Genomic DNA, 23702 nt, shown 5'->3' on the forward strand with positions numbered 1-23702 from the left:
CGTTGCCAGAAGACAGGCGCGGCCCCCGGCGGGCGGGTCAGGCCCGCCTGCCGAGTTCAGCGCATCCAGACGATCAGAGCGCGGCGGCTTGCCGTGCCAGCTTTACGGCTTCTTCGTAGTTGGCGCGCGCGCGGCCATTCCACTCGCCTTCAAGCTTCGTGATCTGCTGGTTGACGGCCGCGTCCTTCTTGTTGCCGGCAAAGATCGCCAGAAACGCGGGGTCGGCCGCCTGCTTGCTGTCGATCAGCGGCGCCCACGCCAGCTTGCGTGCCTGGTCCAGCAATTCCGACGCCTTGCCGCTCTTGGCCTTGTCGCCCAGCTTGGCCTCGGCGTCGTAGATCGCCTTGGTGGCCGCCTGCAATTCCTTCAACCGGAACGTGACGGTCTGGTCGTACAGCGACTGCACGACGTAGTAGCGCGACTGCGACAGGTCCGCGTCGAAATGGACCTTGCTGCGCTTGGCGATTTCCGCCGGGTCGGGATAGCCCGGCGGAATCTTGCCGGCCAGCGCAGAGTAGGGCAGCACCGGCAGCCGCGAGATCTTCGGCTCCAGCAGCAGCTCCTGGCCCGCCTGGCTCAGCGTGAAGGCGATGAACTTCTTGCCTTCCTCGGTGTTCTTGGCGCCCTCGATCAGCGCGATGTTCGCCGGAACGATGGCAGTCTCCGACGGATAGACGAACTCGACGGGGAACTTGGAATACTTGCTCGACAGCCCGAAGAAGTCGATGACCGGTCCGGCGCCGAACTGGCCGTTGTTCACGCCGTCCGGCACGCCGAACGAACGCTCGGTGACGGCGCTGCTGTTGCCCGACATGCGCAGCAGTGTGTTCCAGCCGTCATCCCAGCCTTCGCCTTGCAGGATGGTTTCCACGGTCAAGTGCATCGTGCCCGAGCGCGACGGCGACGTGATGCCCACGTGGCCGAACCACTTGGGCGACAGCAGATCCTTCCATTCGACGGGCGCGGGGATCTTGTGCGCCGCGATGTACCGCGTGTTGTAGATGATGCCGTAGCCCGCCAGCGCCTGGCCGAGGTACGTGCCGCCCGGGTCGTTGATGGGGTAGCTGCCGATCTTGTCCGGCACGTCCTTGTTCGCGATGTCGGCCGACTTGGCCAGCAGCTTGTCGCGTCCCAGCACTTCGAACGCATCCGGCGCGCTCGCCCAGAACACCTCGGGGCGCTGACCCGCCGGCGTCTCGCGCACGAAGGCGATGCCCGACACCGTGTTCTTGTTCAGAATTTCCAGCGTGATGCCGGGATTGGCTTTCTCGAAGGCGGTCTTGTAGGCCTGGGTCAGGTCCTTGGGGAACGACGTGATCACCGTGACGGTGCCGGCCAGGGCCGGCGCCGCGCAAACGGCCAACAGCGCTCCCGCCAGGGCTGTGCGCATAGCGTGCATGGTTTGTCTCCGTGGTTTTAGATTTGTCTGGAGACAGTACCGGCACGCCCGCCAAGCGTCCAATCAGAAATTTTGATGCGCGCCATCAGTGACGGCGCCACGTCGCTTGCCCAAATCAGGCTTGGGCCGACACGCCAGCCTGTTTGGCAGCCTGCGCCTGTTTCGCCAGGAGCTGCGAGATCTGGCCCTGGATCTGCACGGCCTGGGCATTGAGCGCCATGATCTGCTGCGCCTTCATTTCGGCCGACATGCCGCTCGCCTTCACTTTGGCGATCTGATCCATGATGCGCTTGAGCTGCTTTTGCAACTCCTTGATCTGACGGGTGTATTCGTCGTCGTTGTCGGTTTCTTCGGCGGCCTGCGCGTTACCGACCTTGGCGGCGCCCGGATTGTTCACGCGGATTTTTCCTTCCGCGCTCACCGACACGGCCTCCTGCCCCGAGGCGTTCTTCGCTTCCTTGTTGGCCTGAATCTTTTCGGCCCACATGTCGGCAAGGCTGCCGATGCGGGAGGTGCCGCTGATACTGTTGATCGCCATGACTGTACCTTTGCCTGGGATTTCGGGGTTTCCACTAGTACGGCAATCCGGCGGCAAAACTTAAACGTTGCCCCCGTTCGATGGCCCCCTTTACACTGGCGCCCGCTCGCAGTCTGAAACCCTAATCCGTACCATCCCCCGGGGAATCCATGTCCAATTCCTACTTTCCGCGCTGGCGCCTGGCCGACGACGCCGAGCCCGGCGTCATCATCGCGCCCGATGAACGGCTGTCCTGGCCCAAGAACGTGGCCATGGGCGCTCAGCACGTCGTCGCGATGTTCGGCTCGACCGTCCTCGCGCCGCTGCTCATGGGATTCGATCCCAACGTCGCCATCCTGATGTCGGGGATCGGCACGCTGATCTTCTTCCTGTTTGTGGGTGGACGCGTGCCCAGCTACCTGGGTTCCAGCTTTGCATTCATCGGCGGCGTGATCGCGGTGACCGGCTATGCCGGCGGAGGCGCCAATGCCAATATCGGCGTGGCGCTGGGCGCCATCATCGCCTGCGGCTTGGCGTACACGCTGATCGGCGTGATCGTCTGGATCGTCAATGCGCGGGCGGGCGGCGGCGCCAACTGGATCGACACGCTGATGCCGCCCGTGGTGACGGGCGCGGTCGTCGCGGTCATCGGCTTGAATCTCGCGCCCATCGCCGCCAAGGGCGCCATGGGGGCGTCGGGCTTTGACAGCGCCATGGCCATCGTCACGATCGTGTGCGTCGGCGGCATCGCCGTTTACACACGCGGCATGGTGCAGCGCCTGCTGATCCTCGTCGGACTGATCCTCGCCTGCGTCGTTTACGCCGTGCTGGCCAACGGCCTGGGCCTGGGCAAACCCATCGACTTCAGCGCCGTGTCGGCCGCCGCCTGGTTCGGCCTGCCGCACTTCGCGGCGCCGGTCTTCAAGGCCGAGGCCATGGGTCTCATCGTGCCAGTCGCCATCATCCTGGTGGCCGAAAACTTGGGACACGTGAAGGCCGTCAGCGCCATGACGGGCCGCGACCTGGACCGCTACCTGGGCCGGGCCTTCGTCGGCGACGGCGTGGCCACCATGGTGTCGGGCGCCGTCGGCGGCACGGGCGTCACCACCTACGCCGAGAACATCGGCGTGATGGCGGTCACCCGCATCTATTCCACGCTGGTGTTCGTGATCGCCGCCCTGATCGCCATCGTCCTGGGCTTTTCGCCCAAGTTCGGCGCGCTCATCCAGACGATCCCGGGACCGGTTCTGGGCGGCATGTCGGTGGTGGTGTTCGGCCTGATCGCCATTGCTGGCGCCCGCATCTGGGTGGTCAACCAGGTCGATTTCACCGACAACCGCAACCTCATCGTGGCCGCGGTCACGCTGGTGCTCGGCGCGGGCGACTTCACCATCAAGCTGGGCGACTTCACGCTGGGCGGCATCGGTACCGCCACGTTCGGCGCGATCATCCTGTACGCGCTGTTGCGCCGCACGAAGTAAACAACACGGGGTTTGGGCGGCGCAAAGATTATCGGCCAGTAGATTCCGGGCGCTAGCGCCTCCCGGAAAACCCGCAGTCCGCGCGGGCGTTGTTTGCGCCGAACTGGGCCGCCACGGCTTTTCGGCGCGAAATCGCCGGTTTTAGCGGGTTACAGCGGCGAAATGCGTCGAAAAGGGCGTTTTCTCCGGCGGCTTGCAATTCCCGTCGAGATTGACCACAATATGACTTTGATTGCCCCGGTTCCGACCCGAGCCGGGGTTTTGTTTTGGTCGCCCGCGCCGCTCGCCAGATTTTTCCAAGCATTAAATGGCAAGCCAATGGCAAGCCCATGGCAAGCGCGCTGGTCCTGCGGCCTTCACCGAGAACGCTCCTTCGGGGCGTTTTTCTACTTTTTGTTTGGGAAACGACATGTCTGCCATTCCTTTGACCGTGCGCGGGGCCGAGCGCTTGCAAGAAGAGCTCCAACGGCTGAAAACCGTCGAACGTCCTGCCGTGATCAACGCGATCGCCGAGGCTCGCGCGCAGGGTGATCTGTCGGAAAACGCCGAGTACGATGCCGCTCGCGAGCGCCAAGGTTTCATCGAGGGCCGGATTGCCGAGCTTGAGGGCACGCTTTCCAATGCCCACCTCATCGACCCGTCCTCGCTCGAGGCCGAAGGCCGCGCCGTGTTTGGCGCTACCGTCGACATCGAAGACCTGGATTCGGGCGATCGCGTCACCTACCAGATCGTCGGCGACGTCGAAGCTGATATCAAGTCCAACCTGATTTCCGTGTCCAGCCCCGTGGCTCGCGCGTTGATCGGCAAGAGCGAAGGCGATGTGGTCGAGGTCGTTGCCCCGGCTGGCGTTCGCGAGTACGAAGTCCTGGGCGTGCGTTACATCTGACGCAAGCGCCACAAGCAGTAAAAATGTCAAACCACCCTGGCCCGGACGCAACGTTCGTCTGAATTCCGCGGTACATTGCGGATCGCTATGGTGGACCGGGCGCGTAAAGCGCCCGTTTTTGTGCCTGGACTTACCTTTTTGCGGTCTTGCGGCTCGTGCCGCTGCGGGCTCCGGCGCGCAGGCTCAGCGCGCTGCCGGCGCGGCGCGGAATGCCGTGGCCGCCAGCCGTGGAGCGCTTGTTGGAAGGCCGCATGGGCTTGCCGTTCTTGTTGAGTTCGTCCTGAGGGACGTAACGCTTCTTGGCGGGTGCGGGCTCTTCGGACTCGCTGCGGCGCGGGCGTTTGGCAAGGGTCCTGCCTTCGGCGGCCAGCTTCTTGGGCGTGTAAGGCTCCGAGGCGCGGCGTTTGGCAGGCGCTTCGGGTTCCTGGGCGGCCAGCGCGGCGGGCTTGATGTTGCCGGGCAGCGGGCGGAACAGGATCAGGGTCTTGCCCAAGTGATGCACAGGCGCGCAGGATAGCGTCTCGCAGATCGTGGCGAGCATGGCGTCCCGGGCTTCACGGTCGTCGCCGCCCGCGCGAACCTTGATGAGGCCATGCGAAGTCAGCGCGAGATCGATTTCCTTCAGCACGGCGTCGGTCAACCCGTTGTCGCCAATCAGGACGACGGGGCGCAGAGGGTGAGCGGCGGACCGCAGGTCGCTGCGCTCACGAGAGGTAAGTTCTAATATAGGCATGCGTGGAATTGTACGGTAATGGCCAAGAATAAATTCTCTAAAGACTGGATTCACCAGCACATCAACGATCCCTATGTGAAGCTGGCGCAACAGAAGGGCTATCGCGCCCGCGCCGCTTTCAAGCTGATCGAGATTCTCGACACCGAAAAGCTGATGCGTCGGGGCGACCTGGTCATCGACCTGGGCTCCGCCCCGGGCAGTTGGTCACAGGTGGCGCGCGAGCGGCTCGCCGGGCCGGGCGGCATCGTGGACGGCCGCATCATCGCGCTGGACCTCCTGCCCATGGAGCCCGTCGCGGGCGTGGAATTCATCCAGGGCGACTTCCGCGAAGACGAAGTTTTGAAACAATTGGAAGACATGGTCGGATCCCGGGCGGTGGACCTTGTTATTTCCGACATGGCCCCCAACTTGTCCGGGGTGGGTATTGCCGATTCCGCGCGCATCCAGCATGTTTGCGAACTGGCGATGGAATTTTCCTGCGCCCACCTCAAGCCCAACGGGGCGCTGATCGTCAAGGCTTTCCACGGCACGGGCTTCTCGCAGATCGTGGAATCCTTCAAGAAGCGCTTCCGGCGGGTGGTCGAACGCAAACCGAAGGCCTCTCGGGACAAGTCCTCTGAAACCTTTCTGGTGGCGCGCGATCTGAAGTAACCCTTCTGTAATCATCCGGGGCAGATTGCCCTGGCCAAGAAAACCCCGGCCCGCCGAGACGACGACCAGAAAACTCAAGAATCAAATGTAATTAAATGGGCCCCACGGCTGCCAGGACGCAATTCCGTCCTACAGGTTAGAATGGGCTATTGACATACTTGTGACTGTGCCATACGCGGGTGCGCAGTCGCCGGTCGGAATCGAAAGCAGGAGATCGACCTTGAACAATTCATTTTCCAAAGTCGCTGTCTGGATGGTGATAGCCCTGGTGCTGTTCACCGTCTTCAAACAGTTCGACGGACGTGCCCAGACCCAGGACGGCGTGACCTACACGCAGTTCATGGACGACGCCAAGGCGGGACGCATCCGCAAGGTCGACGTTCAAGGCGACGTGCTGTACGTCACCCCGGACGCGGGCCGCGCCTATACGCTGACTTCGCCCGGCGATCTCTGGATGGTCTCCGATCTGCTGAAGTACGGCGTGCAAGTTTCGGGCAAGCCGCGCGAAGAGCAGTCGCTCCTGATGAGCATCTTCGTCTCGTGGTTCCCCATGCTGCTCCTGATCGGCGTATGGGTGTTCTTCATGCGTCAGATGCAGGGCGGCGGCAAAGGCGGCGCATTCAGCTTCGGCAAATCGCGCGCCCGGATGCTCGACGAGAACACCAACCAGATCACCTTCGCCGATGTCGCTGGTTGCGACGAAGCCAAGGAAGACGTTCAGGAACTGGTCGACTTTCTGCGCGACCCCAGCAAGTTCCAGAAGCTGGGCGGCCGTATCCCGCGCGGCGTGCTGATGGTGGGTTCGCCCGGTACCGGCAAGACGCTGCTGGCCAAGGCCATCGCCGGCGAAGCCAAGGTGCCGTTCTTCAGCATCTCCGGCTCGGACTTCGTTGAAATGTTTGTCGGCGTGGGCGCCGCCCGTGTCCGCGACATGTTCGAAAACGCCAAGAAGCACGCTCCCTGCATCATCTTCATCGACGAAATCGATGCGGTGGGCCGCCAGCGTGGCGCCGGCCTGGGTGGCGGCAACGACGAACGCGAGCAGACCCTGAACCAGATGCTGGTTGAAATGGACGGCTTCGAATCCGGCCAGGGCGTCATCGTGATCGCCGCGACCAACCGTCCCGACGTGCTCGATCCGGCGCTGCTGCGTCCGGGCCGTTTCGACCGCCAGGTTGTGGTGCCGCTGCCCGATATCCGTGGCCGCGAGCAGATCCTGAAGGTCCATATGCGCAAGGTTCCGCTGTCGCCCAACGTCGACGCGACCATCCTGGCGCGCGGCTGCCCGGGGTTCTCCGGCGCCGACCTGGCCAACCTGGTCAACGAAGCTGCGCTGTTCGCCGCCCGCCGCAATGGCCGCACGGTGGATATGTCCGACTTTGAAAAGGCCAAGGACAAGATCATCATGGGCGCCGAGCGCCGCTCCATCGTGATGCCCGAAGAGGAACGCAAGAACACCGCGTACCACGAATCCGGCCACGCGATCGTCGCGCGCATGCTGCCCAAGACGGACCCGGTCCACAAGGTCACCATCATCCCGCGCGGCCGTGCGCTTGGCGTGACGATGCAGCTTCCGGAAACCGACCGCTACAGCATGGACAAGGGCCGTCTGCTGTCCACGATCGCCGTGTTGTTTGGCGGCCGTATCGCGGAAGAGATCTTCATGGACCAGATGACGACTGGCGCTTCGAACGACTTCGAACGCGCCACCGCCATCGCCCGCGACATCGTCACGCGCTACGGCATGACCGACGAACTGGGTCCCATGGTCTACGCCGAGAACGAAGGCGAAGTCTTCCTGGGCCGCAGCGTCACGAAGACCACGCACATGTCCGAAGCCACCATGCAGAAGGTGGACACCGAGATCCGCCGCATCATCGACGAGCAGTACGGCGTCGCGCGCAAGATCCTGGAAGACAACCGTGACAAGGTCGAAGTCATGACCTCGGCGCTGCTCGAATGGGAAACCATCGACTCCGACCAGATTAACGACATCATTGAGGGCCGCCCCCCGCGTCCCCCGAAGACGCCGCAAGGCCCGTCGGACACGTCCGATACGCCGCCGACCGGCCTGGCTGCAGGCGGTAGCACGGCAGCTGCGGTCTGAGGTTCTTCGTTCTGGTTTATGGCAAATAACTTCCTTTGCGGGCGCTTCGAGTTTGATCTCGAGCGCCCGCTTGTCATGGGCATCGTCAATGTCACGCCGGACTCTTTTTCCGACGGCGGCGAGCACGACGATACTGATTCCGCCGTGGCGCACGCGCGCCGGCTGATCGAGGAAGGCGCCCAGATCCTGGACCTGGGCGGCGAATCGACCCGTCCTGGCGCCGATCCCGTTTCCGTCGCTGACGAGCTCGACCGGCTACTGCCGGTGGTGGAGGCGCTCCGCGACTGCGGCGTGCCGCTATCCATCGACACGTTCAAGCCTGAGGTCATGCGGGCCACGCTGGACGCTGGCGCGGACATGATCAACGACATCTACGGCTTCAGGCAGCCGGGCGCGATTGAGGCGGTATCGCAATCGCGCTGCGGCCTGTGCGTCATGCACATGAAAGGCGAGCCTCGCACCATGCAGGCGGCGCCGCCCGAGTACACCGACCTGATCGGTGAAATCGGACTGTTCCTGGGGGCTCGTGCGCAAAAGCTGCGCGCGGCCTGGATCGATCCTCGACGCATCGTGCTGGACCCCGGTTTCGGGTTTGGCAAGACGGCCGACCAGAATTTTCAACTGCTGCGCCGGCTGTCCAGCCTGCGCAGTACCGGTTATCCATTGCTGATCGGCCTGTCGCGCAAAAACATGATCGGCCAGGCCACCGGCCGGCCGGTTGGCGACCGGCTGCCCGGCAGCATTGCCGCTGCGCTTGCCTGCGTCGCGCGTGGCGCCTCCATCGTGCGCGTGCACGATGTTGCGGCCACGGTGGATGCGCTTAAGGTATGGCAGGCGGCTGAACAAGGAGCAATCAGTTCATGATTCGACGCAAATATTTCGGTACCGATGGCGTACGCGGTGAAGTGGGCGGTCCGGTGATCAACGCCGAATTCGCGCTGCGCCTGGGTTACGCGGCTGGCCGCGTGCTGGCACGCGAGCACGCGGTGCGCGGTGCAACGCGCCCGCAGGTCGTTATCGGCAAGGACACCCGGATTTCCGGCTACATGCTGGAATCCGCGCTGGAAGCGGGCCTGTCGGCCGCCGGCATCGACGTGCTGCTGGCCGGCCCGATCCCCACGCCGGCGGTGGCCTACCTGACCCGCGCGCTGCGCCTGGTCGCCGGCATCGTCATCAGTGCGTCGCACAATCCCTATCAGGACAACGGCATCAAGTTCTTCTCGGCGCAGGGCATGAAGCTGCCCGACGAAATCGAGGCCGATATCGAGGCCGCGCTGGACGAGCCCCTGGGCTGCGTCAGCTCGGAAGGACTGGGGCGCGCGCGCCGCATGGGCGACGCCCAGGGCCGCTACATCGAGTTCTGCAAGAGCACGTTCCCCAACGATCTGGACCTGAACGGCATGACGATCGTGGTCGACGCCGCGCACGGCGCCGCCTACAACATCGCCCCGCACGTCTTCCGTGAACTGGGCGCCGAGGTCCACGCGATCGGCGTGAACCCCGACGGCTTCAACATCAACAAGGGCGTGGGCGCGCTGCACCCCGAGCTGCTGGCCAAGGAAGTCAAGACGCGCGGCGCCCAGCTTGGCATTGCGCTGGACGGCGACGCCGACCGACTGCAGATGGTGGACGGCGATGGCCGCATCTACAACGGCGACGAACTCATGTACGCCATCGTGCGCGAGCGCATGCAGCGCGGCAAGGTCGAGGGCGTGGTGGGCACGCTGATGACCAACTTTGGCTTCGAGCGCGAAATGAAGCGCCTGGGCGTGGGCTTTGACCGCGCCAACGTCGGCGACCGCTACGTGCTGGAACAGATGCAGTCGCGCGGATGGCTGTACGGCGGCGAAAGCTCGGGCCACCTGCTGTGCCTGGACTGCCATTCCACCGGCGACGGCATCGTGGCCGCGCTCCAGGTCCTGACGGCCCTGCGTCGCAATTCCGCCACGCTCGGCGACTGGGTCAGCGACCTGCGCATGTATCCGCAGAAGATGATCAACGTGCCGTTGACGCCGGGCCTGGACTGGAAAACCCATGCCGGCCTGACCGCGGCGCGCCAGGCAGTCGAAGCGGAACTGGACGGCCGGGGCCGGATTCTGATCCGCGCGTCGGGTACCGAGCCCAAGCTGCGCCTGATGGTTGAGGCCGAAGATGAGGCGCTGGCGACCAATTCTGCAGAGAAGCTTGCGGCAAGCCTGGGGTAAACCCTGAGTTTCGATTTAATATGTGGCCACGCGTCGAAATTCGTCGCGTGGCCTTTGTTTGTTTGCGTTTTCTGTGCCGGCCTAAACTTCATAGTCACGTAACATATTGGTCAAGTCATTGACACAGAGGGTGTCCACACTGGCTGGACTCTCTAGGAGCTTCGCGCAATGCTGGAATTAGCACGCATCAACCCGAGCCGCAGTACCGCCGAACCCTGGGCGGGCGCTTCCCCGAAGGTCCTGGCGGTCGGCCTCGCGCGCACCGCCGAAGAAATTGAGCAGATTCAGCGTCTGCGCTATGACGTCTTCACTGAAGACATGGGTGCCGTCTTCCCCGACGCGCAAGATGGCATCGAGCAGGATCGCTTCGATCCATTCTGTGAGCACCTGATGGTCCGCGAACTCGACACGGACCGAGTCGTCGGCACGTATCGGATTCTGACCCCCGAAAAGGCTCGGGAAGCCGGCGGCTACTACTCGCAATCGGAATTTGACCTGTCGGGCCTGGGCGCCATCCGCGACGAAGTCGTCGAGGTCGGCCGCTCCTGCACCCATGCCGACTACCGCGGCGGCGCGGTCATCATGCTGCTGTGGTCCGGCCTGGCCGAATACCTGCGCCGCGGCGGTTACGAATACGTGCTCGGCTGCGCCAGCGTGAGCCTGCGCGATGACGGCGTCACCGCCGCTGAAGTCTGGCGCACGGTTGCCAAGCAGATGCCCCAGGGCAACGAGCCGCGAGTCACGCCGCTGCACCGCTACCCGGTCGAAAAACTCAACAGCACGCTGCCGGCGCGCGTGCCGCCGCTGATCAAGGGCTACCTGAAGCTGGGCGCCAAGGTGTGCGGCGAGCCAGCATGGGATCCGGATTTCAACGCTGCCGACTTCCCGGTCCTCTTGAAGATGGAGCGCATGGACGAGCGCTACCGTCGCCATTTCGGGCTGGATCAGCCGGCCATCGTCGCCACCCAGCGCTAGACGCCATCCATCATGCGCCGCCTGTTCCGCCGAATGACAATCAGACTGATACGGCGGGCAACCCGGCCGCTGCGCATGGAGCTCAGGCGGCTCGATCGCGAAACCGATCTGTCGCCATTCTGATCAGCCGGGGCGGCCGTGCCGCCCCGTGCGCTGTTTTCAGAACTCCAGCAGTTCGAACGAAAACCCGACCTTGTTCCACTCGGCTTCTTCCGCACGCAGCGTGAAGTCGCTGAGCGGGTGTTCGGCCAGCCATTCGCGGTTGACGCGCACCACGATGGAATTGTCGCGGACCGAGACGGTCAGCGGCAGGGGCTCGATCTCGCCGCGGCGGCGGAACAACAGCACCGCCAGGCGCAGCGCCAGGATCGCCTTCCATTGCGGACGCGTGCGCACCAGCGGTTCCACCTTGGCCAGCTTGCCCTGGTGTCCCAGCACCAGCAAGGCCAGCAGTTGCTGGTCCGCGCGCGAAAAGCCGGGCATGTCGGCGTTTTCCAGCACGTAGGCTGAGTGCTTGTGGTACGCGTTGTGGGCAATCGACAGACCCACTTCGTGCAGATCGGCCGCCCAGCCCAGCGCGGGCCGAAGCTCGGCGCGCTCCTGGCCTTCGGGGAACAAGGCGTCGAACAGGCTGAGGGCGGCGTGGCGCACGCGGCGTGCCTGATTCACGTCCACGTGATAGCGCTTGACGAACTGACGGACCGATTCGTCACGCTTGTCGTGCTCGTCGTCGCGGCCCAGCAGGTCGTACAGCACGCCAAGGCGCAGCGCACCGTCGCCGGTGTGCATGACGTCGATGCCCAGCTCGTCGAACAGCGCGCTCATGATGGCCAGTCCGCCCGGCAGCACGTCGGCGCGTTCGATCTTGATGCCGGGAAGCTCGGACGGAATGACGCGACCCGAGCGGATGAGACGGTCCTTCAGCTTGGTCAGACCCGAGCGCGTGATGCCGCGGTCGGAATAGCCGCCTTCGGTCAGGATGGCGAAAAGCGCCTTGGCGGTGCCGGAGGAGCCATAGGCTTCCTTCCAGCCCATCTTGCGGTACTGCTTGGCGATGACTTCGATTTCGCGGCGGGCGGCCAGCTCGGCCTGTTTCATCTGGTGCGCATCCACCACGCCGTCCGAGAAGAACTGGCGGCTGTAGCTGACGCAGCCCATGTACAGCGAGGACATCAGGCCCGGTTCGTGGCCCTTGCCGATGATGACTTCGGTGGAGCCGCCGCCGATGTCGATGACCAGGCGCTTGTTGGGCGAGGGGGGCAGGGTGTGGGCCACGCCCGTGAAGATCAGCCGGGCCTCTTCACGGCCCGCAATGACTTCGATGGGAAAGCCCAATGCGGCTTCGGCCCGGGGCAGGAAATCTTTCGTGTTGCGGGCGACACGGAACGTATTGGTGGCAACCGCACGGACGCGATTGGGGTGGAAACTGCGCAGGCGTTCGCCGAAGCGTTCCAGGACGGCAATGGCGCGGTCGATGGCGTCGTCGCCAAGGCGTTTTTCGGCGTCCAGACCGGCGGCGAGCCGGACGGTTTCCTTGAGGCGGTCGATCTGGTAGATCTGGGGCGTACCGTCCTGCTGAACGATGCGTCCGATGGAGAGGCGAAAGCTGTTGGACCCGAGGTCCACCGCGGCCAGAAGTTGATCCATGCGGCTCGTAATATTGGCTGTGAGGTGGACCGATTATAAGGACCCCATGTGACAACGCCGCCGGATACGGGTTTTTGCTTACGGAACAGGGGCTTGGAAGCCATTGTCCGGTGCGCCATATGTCCCGCATTTGACGTACCCTTAGCGATTGGGCGCTGTCATAGAACCGTCACCTGTTTGCAGTAAAACTTCACGCTCTCTTTTCGTATGGAATCCGGTATGCCCACACGTCCGCCAGGCGAGCCTCTGCTCATGAATCGCGAATTGTCGCTGCTCAAGTTCAACGAACGTGTGCTGGCGATGGCGGAGAACCCCAAGACACCGCTGCTGGAAAGGCTGCGCTATGTGTGCATCGTCAGTTCCAACCTGGACGAGTTCTTCGAGATCCGGATCTCCAGTCTGAAAGAGCAGCAGCGCCAGTCGCCCAACCTGGTCGGCCCGGATGGCATGACGCCGGACGAGGCATTCGAATGCGTCCAGCAGGCGGTGCACGCACTGGTGTACCGCCAGTACAACCTGCTTAACGACGAGATCCTGCCGGCCATGCACAAGGAGGGCATCGCGCTGCATCACGCTTCCGAATGGAATGCGGAGCAGCAGGAATGGGCGCGCGACGTCTTCCACCGTGACGTGATGCCGCTGTTGACGCCCATTGGGCTGGACCCGGCGCATCCGTTTCCGCGGGTCTACAACAAGAGCCTGAACTTCATCGTGTCGCTGGCCGGCGCCGACGCCTTTGGCCGTCAGGCGTCCATCGCCATCGTCCAGGCGCCCCGCGCCTTGCCGCGTCTGATCAAGATGCCGCAGGAGCTGTCGGGGCAGCCCGAGGGCTACATCCTCCTCACCTCGCTCCTGCGCGCCTTCGTGGGCGAGCTGTTCCCGGGCCTGGAGATGCTGGGCTGCTATCAGTGGCGGGTGACCCGCAACAGCGACCTCTTCGTCGACGAAGAAGAAGTCACCAACCTGCGCCACGCCCTGCAGGGCGAGCTGTCGCAACGCAACTTCGGCGCGGCCGTCCGGCTTGAGATCGACAAGCTGACCCCCGTCGAACTGGAAACCTTCCTGCAGCGCGAGTTTTCGCTCAAGGCCGACGACACCTACCGCGTTCCCGGCCCGGTGAACCTGTCGCGCCTCATGCAGTTGTGCAACTCCGCGGCGCGCCCGGACCTGCTGTTTCCTGACTACCGTGCGCCCGTGCCCGCACCGTTTGACCGCGTTGGCGACAAGCCCGCGGAACTCTTCGAGGCGGTGGCCGAGTGCGACCGCCTCCTGCACCATCCCTACCAGTCGTTCCAGCCGGTCATCGACTTCCTGACCGCGGCTGCGCTGGATCCCGACGTGATGGCCATCAAGCAGACCATCTATCGCACCGGCGAGGACTCCGAGCTGATGAAGATCCTGCTGCTGGCGGCGCGCGCCGGCAAGGAGGTGACGGTGGTGGTGGAATTGATGGCGCGCTTTGACGAGCAGACCAATATCAACTGGGCCTCCAAGCTGGAAGAGGTGGGGGCACACGTCGTGTACGGCGTGGTGGCGCACAAGACGCACGCCAAGATGGCGGTCGTGCTGCGCCGCGAAAAGGGCCGTCTGCGCCGCTATGCCCACTTGGGCACCGGCAACTATCATCCGCGCACGGCGCGCCTGTATACGGACTTCGGGTTGCTGACCGCCGATCCCAAATTGTGCGAGGACATGGACAAGGTGTTCGCGCAGCTGACCGGCCTGGGCGCGCGCCGTACGCTCAAGTCGCTGATGCAATCGCCGTTCACGCTGCACGAGGGCATGGTGTCCCTGATTCGCGCCGAGGCACGCGCCGCCAAGGCGGGCAAGCGCTCGCGCATCATGGCCAAGATGAATTCGCTCTTGGAAGAGCAGATCATCGCCGAGCTCTACAAGGCCAGCCAGGCGGGCGTGAAGATCGATCTGATCGTGCGGGGCGTCTGCGCCTTGCGCGCCGGCGTGCCGGGGCTGTCTGAAAACATCCGCGTGCGTTCCATCGTGGGCCGCTTCCTGGAGCATTCCCGCGTCTTCTATTTCTACGCAGACGGCGAAGAGACGGTGTACCTGTCGTCCGCCGACTGGATGGACCGCAACTTCTTTCGCCGCGTCGAGATCGCCTTCCCGATCTATGACAAGACGCTCAAGAAGCGCGTCATCGACGAAGCCTTCACCTATGCGCTGCGCGACAACCAGCTTGCCTGGCAGCAACAGCCCAGCGGCGACTATGCGCGCGTCAAGAGCCGCCGCGAGCCCTATAACGTGCATCAGTTCCTGATGCAGAAGCTGGGCGTGTGAACGATCACTGTTGAAATGGGGGTTCGTCCCCCAAATTCTGCTTCTGTCCCACGGCCGCCCGGCAACCGCCCGGCGGCCGTCGTTTTTATGCCGCATCGAGCATCTGCATGAACAGTTTGTGACTGTCATGGTCTTGTCACGTTACCTACCTAAGATGCGAAGGTCGCTGAAAGACAGGCAGCTAAAAAGCCTGCCAAGACTCCTTTAACGAGCACAGAAGGAACCCAGATGTTCAAACGTGTCTTCAAGCAAGTTTCCGTGGGCGTCGCGCTGAGCGCCGCTGTTTTTGCCGTCCAGGCCGCCAACGTCACCGGCGCCGGCGCATCGTTCCCGTACCCGATCTACGCCAAGTGGGCGTCCGATTACAAGGCCGCGACCAACAACGCGGTCAACTACCAGTCCATCGGTTCGGGCGGCGGTCAGCAGCAGATCATTGCAAAGACGGTCGACTTCGGCGCCTCGGATGACCCGATGAAGGCTGCCGACCTGGAAAAGCACGGCTTGCTGCAGTTCCCCGCCGTGATCGGCGGCACTGTCGCCGTCGTTAACGTCGACGGCGTCGAGCCGGGCAAGCTGAAGCTGTCGGGCAAGCTCCTGGCCGACATCTTCCTGGGCAAGGTCAAGAAGTGGGACGACGCCGCCATCAAGGCGCTGAACCCCGACGTCAAGCTGCCCTCGGCCGACATCATCGTCGTGCACCGTTCGGACGGCTCGGGCACCACCTTCGGCTGGACGAACTACCTGTCCAAGGTGTCGCCGGAGTGGAAGTCGCAAGTCGGTGAAGGCAAGGCCGTCAAGTGGCCCACCGGTCAAGGCGGCAAGGGCAACGAAGGCGTCGCCGCCTACGTTGGCCAGCTGAAGAACTCGATCGGCTACGTCGAATACGCCTACGCCAAGCAGAACAAGCTGGCCTGGACGCAACTGCAGAACAAGGACGGCAAGTTCGTCCAGCCCGAGCAAAAGGCTTTCGCTGCCGCTGCCGCCAACGCCGACTGGAAGAGCGCGCCGGGCATGGGCGTGGTCCTGACCGACGAGCCGGGCGCCGATTCGTGGCCCGTCACCGCCGCCACCTTCATCCTGATCCACAAGTCGCAAGACAAGCCGGTTCAGGGCAAGGCTGTGCTGGACTTCTTCGACTGGGCCTTCAAGAACGGCGCCAAGTCGGCTGAAGCCATGGACTACGTGCCGCTGCCGGAAGCCGTGACCAAGGAAATCCGCGCCGCCTGGGGCGAAGTGAAGTCCGCTGACGGCCAGGCTGTCTGGAAGTAAATCAGTACCGTGCGGCCCCGACGCCTGAAGGCGGGCGGGGCCGCCGCTTGTAAATTGACCTCTCTGCTGTTCCCCCAGGTTACCTAAGGAAAGTCCATCCATGAGCGCGGTAATGGATAATAGTGTGCCGCTTCCGCCCAGCGTGGCGGATTCCGTGACTACCGGCACGCCTTCGCCTATGAAGCAAACAAAAAACGCGCTGATGGATGCGCTGTTCAAGAATCTGACCCGCCTGTTCGCCTTCCTGGTGTTCATTCTTCTGGCGGCGATTCTCATCTCCCTCATCTACGGCAGCCGCGAATCGCTGGCCAAGTATGGCCTGTCGTTCCTCTGGCTCAATGACTGGGACCCGGTCAATTCCAACTACGGCGCCGTCGTGCCAATCATCGGTACGTTGCTGACCTCCGCGATCGCGCTGATCATCGCCGTGCCGGTCTCCTTCGGCATCGCCATCTTCCTGACCGAACTGTCGCCCACCTGGCTGCGCCGCCCGCTGGGCACCGCCATCGAAATGCTGGCGGCCATCCCGTCCATCATCTACGGCATGTGGGGCCTGTTCGTCTTCGTGCCGGTGTTCCAGCAGTACGTGCAGCCCTTCATGATCGCGACGCTGGGCAGTGTGCCCATCATCGGCGGCCTGTTCGCAGGCCCGCCGTTCGGCATCGGCATCTTCACCGCCGGCCTGATCCTCTCCATCATGATCATCCCGTTCATCGCGGCCGTGATGCGCGACGTGTTCGAGCTGGTCCCCGCGATGCTCAAGGAATCGGCCTACGGTCTGGGCAGCACGACCTGGGAAGTGATGTGGCGCGTGGTGCTGCCCTTCACCAAGTCGGGCGTCATCGGCGGCATCATGCTCGGCCTGGGCCGTGCCCTGGGCGAGACGATGGCGGTGACCTTCGTCATCGGCAATGCGTTCAAGTGGTCCGGTTCCCTGTTCTCGCCCGGCAACTCCATCGCCTCGGCGCTCGCCAACGAATTCAACGAGGCGGGCGGCATCCAGAAGGCGGCGTTGCTGGAATTGGGCCTGATCCTGTTCCTGATCACGACCATCGTGCTGGCCCTGGCCAAGACGCTGCTGGTCCGCCTGTCTGCCGGCGAAGGCAAGAAGACCTGACGCCCGGAGCACAAGGAAAAAATCATGGCTGAATCCGTACTCAACATGCAGAACGGCATCTATCGCCGGCGCCGCGTGGTCAATCGCATCATGCTCGCTGTGTCGATGACGACGCTGGTCTTCGGCCTGTTCTGGCTGTTCTGGATCATTCTCACGTTGCTGATGAAGGGCGCGCCCGCGCTGTCGTACACGCTCTTCACCGAAATCACGCCGCCGCCGGGCCAGGCGGGCGGCTTGCTCAACGCCATTCTCGGCAGCGTGATGATGGCGGGCGTCGGCACGCTGATCGGCACGCCGGTCGGCATCCTGGCCGGCACCTATCTGGCTGAATACGGCCAGCGCGGCTGGCTGGCGCCGGCAACGCGCTTCCTGAACGACGTGCTGCTGTCGGCCCCGTCCATCATCATCGGCCTGTTCATCTATGCCGTGTATGTGGCGCAGGTCGGGCATTACTCGGGTTGGGCCGGCGCCATCGCGCTGTCCATCCTGGTGATTCCCGTCGTGGTCCGCACCACCGACAACATGCTGCTGCTGGTGCCCAACAGCCTGCGCGAGGCGACCGCCGCGCTGGGCTGCCCGAAGTGGCGCATGATCACGCTGGTCTGCTATCGCGCCGCCAAATCCGGCATCATCACCGGCGTGCTGCTTGCGATCGCCCGCATCTCTGGCGAAACCGCGCCGCTGCTGTTCACCGCGCTGTCGAATCAGTTCATGTCGCTGAACATGAACGGCCCGATGGCCAACCTGCCGGTCGTCATCTACCAATACGCCGCCAGCCCCTTCAAGGACTGGAACAACCTGGCCTGGGCCGGCGCCACGCTGATCACGCTGCTGGTGTTGGGCATCAACATCATCGCCCGCAACCTGTTCCGCAAGTAAAGATCGCTTTGCCGGCGCGCTGGCCGCGCCGACAGCCAAGGGAAACCCAATGGAAAACACCGCTACCGCAGTCAAGAACAAGCTCGAGGTCAAGGACCTGAACTTCTACTACGGCAAGTTCCACGCGATTCGCAACGTGAACATGTCGATCCAGGAGAAGAAGGTCACCGCCTTCATCGGCCCGTCGGGCTGCGGCAAATCGACGCTGCTGCGCACGTTCAACCGCATGTTCGAGCTGTATCCCGGCCAGCGCGCCGAGGGCGAAATCCTGTTGGACGGCGAAAACCTGCTGACGGCCAAGACCGACATCTCGCTGATCCGCGCCAAGATCGGCATGGTCTTCCAGAAGCCCACGCCGTTCCCCATGAGCATCTACGACAACATCGCCTTCGGCGTGCGTCTGTTCGAACGCCTGTCCAAGGGCGAGATGGACGAGCGCGTGGAATGGGCGCTGAGCAAGGCTGCGCTGTGGAACGAAGTGAAAGACAAGCTGCACCAGAGCGGCAACAGCCTGTCCGGCGGCCAGCAACAGCGTCTGTGCATCGCCCGCGGCGTGGCGATCAAGCCGGAAGTGCTGCTGCTGGACGAGCCATGCTCGGCGCTGGATCCCATCTCCACCGCCAAGATCGAAGAGCTGATCGCTGAACTGAAGAACGACTACACCGTCGTGATCGTGACGCACAACATGCAGCAGGCCGCGCGTTGCTCGGACTACACGGCGTATATGTACCTGGGCGAGCTCATGGAATTTGGTCAGACCGACCAGATCTTCGTGAAGCCTTCGCGTAAGGAAACCGAGGACTACATCACGGGCCGTTTCGGCTGAACGTGGCGGGTTTTGTGGTGCAGGAAGCGGCGTGCCTTTGTGGCGCGCCGTTTTTCATTACATGGAATGCAGGGCGGGCATTTTGTTACGTCGCCGAATGGGTGACCTCGGCCGCGTGGGGTCGCTTTCTGGTATAGTTGCCACCCTTCGGGGCGTAGCGCAGCCTGGTAGCGCATCTGCTTTGGGAGCAGAGGGTCGTGAGTTCGAATCCCACCGCCCCGACCAATTAAATCAAGGGTTTACGCTTTAGCGGCGTAAACCCTTGATTGCTTTCAGAGCCTTATAAGTGCACTTGTTGGAACCCGTCAACGCGGTTTACGAGTCGGATCTGTTCTGATAACGCGCACTTGCCTGCAGACTTCGCAGGAGCAGCTGCGCAGCAATACTTAATGATTGCGCATTTCTCACGCAGATTACGAACAGTCGCTTGGCCCAGGCATTGGTGAGCGGTATGACCTTCAGATTCAAGGCCTGTTGTATGGCGCTTGTCTCTTCGAGCGGCACAATAGCCAAAGCGAGATTGGCAGCAACGATACGGCACGCCGCGTCTACAGTTGAAACCTGAAGACGGTACCGCATGTGCTTTCCGGCGGCAGCCGCGGCGCTTTGTTGCGTGGCCTTCATGATGCTACGCGCCATGATGTCGACGTGTTCGTGGTCGATCGTCTCCTCGAAGGCCACGGAATGTCGAGCGGCCAGTGGATGCGCGGGGTGGACGACTACCGCCAAATGATCCCTGTGGTAGTCGAAGGTAGTCAAGCCGCGAAGGTCCACGGCATTCCAACACACACCGATGTCCGCGCGCCCTTCCTCAACGCCGCGAACCACCTCCCATATTTCCCGTTCCTCGAAGCTCACGCGAACGTCTCGGTACTTGCGCGCAAATTCGCTAACGTCTTCCGGAAGAAACTGCGCCACGGCCGATTTGCTGCCGAACACGCGCACATGTCCTTGGACACCTTCAGAAAAGGCGCCAAGTTCAGCCGTCATCCGATCCATCAACGCCAGGGACTCACGTGCGTAACGCAGGAGGGTTTCCCCGGCCACCGTTACGGACACGCCGCGCCGGTTTCTATCCAGGAGTCGGACGCCCGCTTGACTCTCCATGTGCGCGATGCGCTTGCTCACCGCCGAGGGCACAATCGACTCACGCTTTGCCGCGGCGGCGATGTTGCGCTCTTCACAAACAGCGATAAACAAGCGAAGGGACGTCAGTTCAAAAGCTTGCATGATGCGGAGCCCATGAAAACGATCGGAGGAGGACGGCTTTGCGTCGCAGCCATCTCCATCTGGAACGACAGTGGCGAAAAAATACCACTTTAAAGGAGGGCAGGAAATACGCATCCTAGCGCTGCGTCGATCCTACGACGCAGCGCAGGTGATAACAGGAAGGAGACAAAATCATGAAAAAAATGCTGTCCCTGTTAATTGCGGTCACGGCGGGTTGGACCTCTGCGGCAACCGCAGAGACATTTCCGACAAGGCCCGTAACGCTGGTAGTTCCGTTCGCGCCTGGGGGGCCGACGGATTCCGTTGCGCGAATCACGGCAGATGCCTTGAGAAAAGTCCTGAAGACCTCGGTGCTGGTGGAGAACGCCGCCGGTGCGGGCGGCACGATCGGGACGCAACGTGTGGTCCGTGCGCAACCGGACGGGTACACGGTGCTGCTGCATCACTTGGGGTTGGCAACCTCGCTGGCGCTGTATCGCAATCTCCCTTTCGACCCCAGAAAGGACCTTTTGCCCGTCGGGGTCGTATCCGATGCCAGCATGACCATCATGGCTCGCCCCAACTATGAGCCGAACACGTTGGCGGAGGTGGTTGCCGATGCCAAGGCGCGCAAGCAGGCATTGACCTTTGCGCATTCGGGATTGGGCGCCGCGTCTCAGCTTTGCGGGATGCTGTTTCAGGCGGCGATCCAGACGCAGCTCACCAATGTTCCATACCGCGGTGGCGGCCCGGTCATTCAGGCGCTGCTCGGCAACCAGGTGGACTTGGGATGCGAACAGGCCACGACGTCCGCGCCATTGGTTCAGGCAAAGCGGCTGAAGCCCTATGCCGTGACGAGTTCGCGCCGTCTGCCTGCTTTGCCCGATGTTCCCACGGCGGCTGAAGCCGGTCTGGATAAGTTTGAGATCAGCGTATGGCACGGCCTTTATGTGCCCGCCGGAACACCGCCGGACGTGGTGCAGACGCTCTCGCGTGCGCTTGAGGTTGCCCTCAAGGATCCGGAGCTCGTGAAGCGATTCAACGACATCAGTACCGATGCGACCCCAGGGAAAGCGAACCCGAAGGCGTTGCAGACCACGCTGCACAGCGAAATAGAGCGTTGGTCACCTCTGATCAAAGCCGCAGGCCAGTATGCCGATTAGGCGGGTCTCATCGGTTTCCGCTCGACCACCTCTACAGGAAACGATCCATGCGCATCGTCAATATTCTCGAACGCACCGCTCCCATCGCGTCGCCGATTGCGAACGCCTTCATCGATTTCTCGAAAATGACGCTCAGCCTGGTGGCGGTCGTCACGGACGTCATACGTGACGGCAAACCGGTGATCGGCTACGGCTTTAACTCCAATGGCCGATACGGTCAGGGCGGATTGATTCGGGAGCGCTTCGCGCCGCGCATATTGAACGCCAATCCCGACAGTCTTCTGAACGAGCATGGCTCCAACCTTGATCCGTCCAAGGTGTGGGACGTGATGTTCACCAACGAAAAGCCCGGCGGTCACGGTGAACGTTCGGTCGCCATGGGAACCATCGACATGGCGGTGTGGGACGCAACAGCGAAGATCGCGAACCAGCCGCTTTTCCGCCTGCTCGCGCAGCGTCACGGCTTGAAGGCGGATCCTCGCGTATTCGTCTACGCGGCCGGCGGCTATTACTACCCCGGGAAAGGCCTCGAAGGGCTTGCCGACGAGATGAAGGGGTATCTAGACCGCGGCTACACCGTCGTGAAGATGAAGATCGGCGGCGCCCCTCTCTCGGAAGACATCAAACGAATCGAGAAAGTACTAAGGCTATTGCCGTCCGGTTGCAGCTTGGCGGTAGACGCAAATGGCCGGTTCGGCCTTGATACGGCCATCGAGTACGCGCGAGCGCTGCGGCAATACGACCTCTTCTGGTACGAAGAGGCTGGCGATCCGTTGGATTACGAACTGCAGGCGCGCCTTGCTGAACACTATCCCAAGCCCATGGCGACCGGAGAAAACCTCTTTTCCATGCAGGACGCGCGCAATCTGATCCGTTATGGCGGCATGCGGCCAGATCGGGATTGGCTGCAGTTCGATTGCGCGCTCAGTTACGGACTCGTTGAATACCTTCGAACGCTCGAAATGCTGAAATCGTCCGGCTGGTCGTGGAACCGTTGCATTCCCCATGGCGGTCACCAGATGTCGCTCAACATCGCGGCGGGTTTGGGCCTCGGAGGAAACGAGTCATATCCTGATCTGTTTCAGCCCTACGGCGGATTCCCCGACGGCGTGCGGGTAGAGCAGGGCTATATCACCATGCCGGATCTGGTGGGTATTGGATTTGAGGGGAAGGGCGACTTGATCTCGGAAATGAGGAGCCTCGCATCATGACGAACGTCAGTGCAAAATGGGATCCGAACACGCTACGGCAGTCTGCCAGTCAGATGCTCGTGGCAACTGGTCTGGAGATTGCAAAAGCCGCGATAGTGGCCGACCTGCTGGTCGAGGCCGATATGATGGGCCACGATACACACGGCCTGGCGTTATTGCCTCGGTATCTCGACGAACTTACCCAGGGAGTGATGACGACACGCGGATCTCCGGACGTCTTGAGCGATACCGGCGCCTGCGTGACTTGGAACGGCAGACGGCTGCCCGGTGTCTGGCTTGTGTCTCAGGCGCTGGATCAGGCTATCGAGCGGGCTGCGTCGATGGGATGCGTCACTACTGTGATAGGGAACAGCCATCACATCGGTTGTCTGGCCGTATATATGACGCGCGCCACCGACCGCGGCATGCTCGCAACGCTCGCTTGCTCTGACCCCTCTCAAGCGAGCGTCGCCCCGTACGGGGGCACGAAGGGGGTTTTCACGCCCAACCCCATGGCGATGGGATTTCCGACGCGACACGATCCGGTGCTGATTGACACGAGTGCGTCTATAACTACCAACAACATGGCGGCCCGTCTTGCGCGCGAAGGCCGGCGATATGCCTCGCCGGTCCTCTTGACGGCCGACGGCGATGCAACCGACGACCCTGCTGCCCTGAAACTGGGTGGCACGTTGCTACCCGCCGGAGGGTTGGATCATGGCCAAAAGGGTTACGGCTGGGCGCTGATGGTCGAAGCCTTGACGCAAGGCCTTTCAGGCTTTGGGCGGGCGGATGACCCCGGAGGCTGGGGCGCCTGCGTGTTTCTGCAGGTCATCGATCCGTCTGCGTTCGGTGGCCAGGAGGCTTTTGTCCGGCAAACCGACGAGCTGGTGCGCCGGTGCCGGGAAAGTCCTCCCCGGCCCGGGGTTCCCCGCGTTCGCCTTCCTGGCGAAGGAGGATTGTCCCGAAAGAAGGAGGCCGAACTCTCCGGATTGGCGCTCTCGTCGGCGATCGAGAGATCGCTTGAGGAATGGGCTGACAAGCTGCAAGTGCGGCTTGACAGGCCCTGACACGGAAACCCTGAGTCCAGTGAGTCCAACGATGACGCCATCCGCAGATAGGGAAGCGCTGACGAACGCACTTCTCGCAGCACG

At 62.8% G+C, this 23702-nt stretch carries 20 protein-coding genes and 1 tRNA gene; 16 read left to right on the forward strand and 5 right to left on the reverse strand.

From position 1 onward, the window contains the following. Positions 1 to 73: 73 nt before the first annotated feature. Together AC6LJW_RS12145 and AC6LJW_RS12150 are read right to left on the reverse strand one after the other, a co-directional pair. On the reverse strand, positions 74 to 1399 hold the full coding sequence (locus AC6LJW_RS12145; RefSeq protein WP_498087435.1) for an ABC transporter substrate-binding protein: 1326 nt from the start codon (positions 1397 to 1399) through the stop codon (positions 74 to 76). 115 nt (positions 1400 to 1514) lie between these two features. Next, positions 1515 to 1937: a FlxA-like family protein gene (locus tag AC6LJW_RS12150; protein ID WP_056570744.1), complete on the reverse strand. Its 423-nt coding sequence runs from the start codon at positions 1935 to 1937 to the stop codon at positions 1515 to 1517. Positions 1938 to 2086: 149 nt separating this feature from the next. Between AC6LJW_RS12150 and AC6LJW_RS12155 the strand changes: the two genes are divergently transcribed. Continuing rightward, entirely contained in the window at positions 2087 to 3397 is a 1311-nt protein-coding gene (locus AC6LJW_RS12155) for a solute carrier family 23 protein (protein ID WP_498087436.1), read from the forward strand. 409 nt (positions 3398 to 3806) lie between these two features. Then, entirely contained in the window at positions 3807 to 4283 is a 477-nt protein-coding gene (gene greA / locus AC6LJW_RS12160) for a transcription elongation factor GreA (RefSeq protein WP_056570741.1), read from the forward strand. Between the two features lie 130 nt (positions 4284 to 4413). Here greA and AC6LJW_RS12165 read toward each other — a convergent pair whose 3' ends face one another. Further along, positions 4414 to 5016 carry a YhbY family RNA-binding protein gene (locus AC6LJW_RS12165; RefSeq protein WP_056570739.1) on the reverse strand — a complete coding sequence of 201 codons (603 nt, stop codon included), beginning with the start codon at positions 5014 to 5016 and terminating at the stop codon, positions 4414 to 4416. 18 nt (positions 5017 to 5034) lie between these two features. On the opposite strand from AC6LJW_RS12165, the gene AC6LJW_RS12170 reads away from it, so the two are divergent. The 5 genes from AC6LJW_RS12170 (at position 5035) to AC6LJW_RS12190 (ending at position 10953) form a co-directional block, all read left to right on the forward strand. Then, positions 5035 to 5667, forward strand: a complete 633-nt coding sequence (locus AC6LJW_RS12170) for an RlmE family RNA methyltransferase (RefSeq protein WP_056570736.1) — start codon at positions 5035 to 5037, stop codon at positions 5665 to 5667. 220 nt (positions 5668 to 5887) lie between these two features. After that, positions 5888 to 7774 carry an ATP-dependent zinc metalloprotease FtsH gene (ftsH, locus tag AC6LJW_RS12175; RefSeq protein ID WP_056570734.1) on the forward strand — a complete coding sequence of 629 codons (1887 nt, stop codon included), beginning with the start codon at positions 5888 to 5890 and terminating at the stop codon, positions 7772 to 7774. Between the two features lie 18 nt (positions 7775 to 7792). Continuing rightward, the gene (gene folP, locus AC6LJW_RS12180) at positions 7793 to 8638 is read left to right on the forward strand and encodes a dihydropteroate synthase (protein ID WP_056570732.1); all 846 of its coding nucleotides are present in this window, start codon (positions 7793 to 7795) and stop codon (positions 8636 to 8638) included. Continuing rightward, on the forward strand, positions 8635 to 9978 hold the full coding sequence (glmM, locus tag AC6LJW_RS12185; protein WP_498087437.1) for a phosphoglucosamine mutase: 1344 nt from the start codon (positions 8635 to 8637) through the stop codon (positions 9976 to 9978). Before folP ends, glmM begins: the two co-directional genes overlap by 4 nt. A 168-nt stretch (positions 9979 to 10146) precedes the next feature. Next, the gene (locus AC6LJW_RS12190) at positions 10147 to 10953 is read left to right on the forward strand and encodes a GNAT family N-acetyltransferase (protein WP_056570728.1); all 807 of its coding nucleotides are present in this window, start codon (positions 10147 to 10149) and stop codon (positions 10951 to 10953) included. 159 nt (positions 10954 to 11112) lie between these two features. Here the strand turns inward: AC6LJW_RS12190 and ppx are convergent, their stop codons facing one another. Further along, positions 11113 to 12600 carry an exopolyphosphatase gene (gene ppx / locus AC6LJW_RS12195; protein ID WP_056570725.1) on the reverse strand — a complete coding sequence of 496 codons (1488 nt, stop codon included), beginning with the start codon at positions 12598 to 12600 and terminating at the stop codon, positions 11113 to 11115. Positions 12601 to 12819: 219 nt separating this feature from the next. On the opposite strand from ppx, the gene ppk1 reads away from it, so the two are divergent. The 6 genes from ppk1 to AC6LJW_RS12225 all read left to right on the forward strand — a co-directional run bounded on the left by ppk1 (position 12820) and on the right by AC6LJW_RS12225 (position 19211). Further along, positions 12820 to 14895 (forward strand): polyphosphate kinase 1, encoded by a 2076-nt coding sequence (ppk1, locus tag AC6LJW_RS12200; protein WP_056570722.1) that lies wholly within the window; start codon positions 12820 to 12822, stop codon positions 14893 to 14895. A gap of 228 nt (positions 14896 to 15123) precedes the next feature. Beyond that, positions 15124 to 16164, forward strand: coding sequence for a phosphate ABC transporter substrate-binding protein PstS (gene pstS, locus AC6LJW_RS12205; RefSeq protein ID WP_056570720.1), 1041 nt, complete (start codon positions 15124 to 15126; stop codon positions 16162 to 16164). 100 nt (positions 16165 to 16264) lie between these two features. After that, the gene (pstC, locus tag AC6LJW_RS12210) at positions 16265 to 17281 is read left to right on the forward strand and encodes a phosphate ABC transporter permease subunit PstC (RefSeq protein ID WP_056570719.1); all 1017 of its coding nucleotides are present in this window, start codon (positions 16265 to 16267) and stop codon (positions 17279 to 17281) included. A 24-nt stretch (positions 17282 to 17305) separates the two neighbouring features. Further along, the gene (gene pstA, locus AC6LJW_RS12215) at positions 17306 to 18160 is read left to right on the forward strand and encodes a phosphate ABC transporter permease PstA (protein ID WP_082579045.1); all 855 of its coding nucleotides are present in this window, start codon (positions 17306 to 17308) and stop codon (positions 18158 to 18160) included. A gap of 49 nt (positions 18161 to 18209) precedes the next feature. Further along, positions 18210 to 18986, forward strand: a complete 777-nt coding sequence (gene pstB / locus AC6LJW_RS12220; protein ID WP_056570717.1) for a phosphate ABC transporter ATP-binding protein PstB — start codon at positions 18210 to 18212, stop codon at positions 18984 to 18986. A 148-nt stretch (positions 18987 to 19134) separates the two neighbouring features. Then, positions 19135 to 19211, forward strand: a tRNA-Pro gene (locus AC6LJW_RS12225). A gap of 90 nt (positions 19212 to 19301) precedes the next feature. On the opposite strand, the gene AC6LJW_RS12230 is transcribed toward AC6LJW_RS12225, so the two are convergent. Next, positions 19302 to 20216, reverse strand: a complete 915-nt coding sequence (locus AC6LJW_RS12230; RefSeq protein ID WP_498087438.1) for a LysR family transcriptional regulator — start codon at positions 20214 to 20216, stop codon at positions 19302 to 19304. A gap of 173 nt (positions 20217 to 20389) precedes the next feature. On the opposite strand from AC6LJW_RS12230, the gene AC6LJW_RS12235 reads away from it, so the two are divergent. Genes AC6LJW_RS12235 through AC6LJW_RS12245 form a run of 3 tightly spaced genes read left to right on the forward strand, consistent with a single transcriptional unit; the run spans position 20390 to position 23618 of the window. Beyond that, positions 20390 to 21358, forward strand: a complete 969-nt coding sequence (locus tag AC6LJW_RS12235) for a Bug family tripartite tricarboxylate transporter substrate binding protein (protein WP_498087439.1) — start codon at positions 20390 to 20392, stop codon at positions 21356 to 21358. Positions 21359 to 21405: 47 nt separating this feature from the next. Next, on the forward strand, positions 21406 to 22569 hold the full coding sequence (locus tag AC6LJW_RS12240) for a mandelate racemase/muconate lactonizing enzyme family protein (RefSeq protein WP_498087440.1): 1164 nt from the start codon (positions 21406 to 21408) through the stop codon (positions 22567 to 22569). Continuing rightward, the gene (locus tag AC6LJW_RS12245) at positions 22566 to 23618 is read left to right on the forward strand and encodes an Ldh family oxidoreductase (RefSeq protein WP_498087441.1); all 1053 of its coding nucleotides are present in this window, start codon (positions 22566 to 22568) and stop codon (positions 23616 to 23618) included. Before AC6LJW_RS12240 ends, AC6LJW_RS12245 begins: the two co-directional genes overlap by 4 nt. Positions 23619 to 23702 lie beyond the last annotated feature (84 nt).

Source organism: Achromobacter sp. 1012554356, assembly GCF_059760815.1.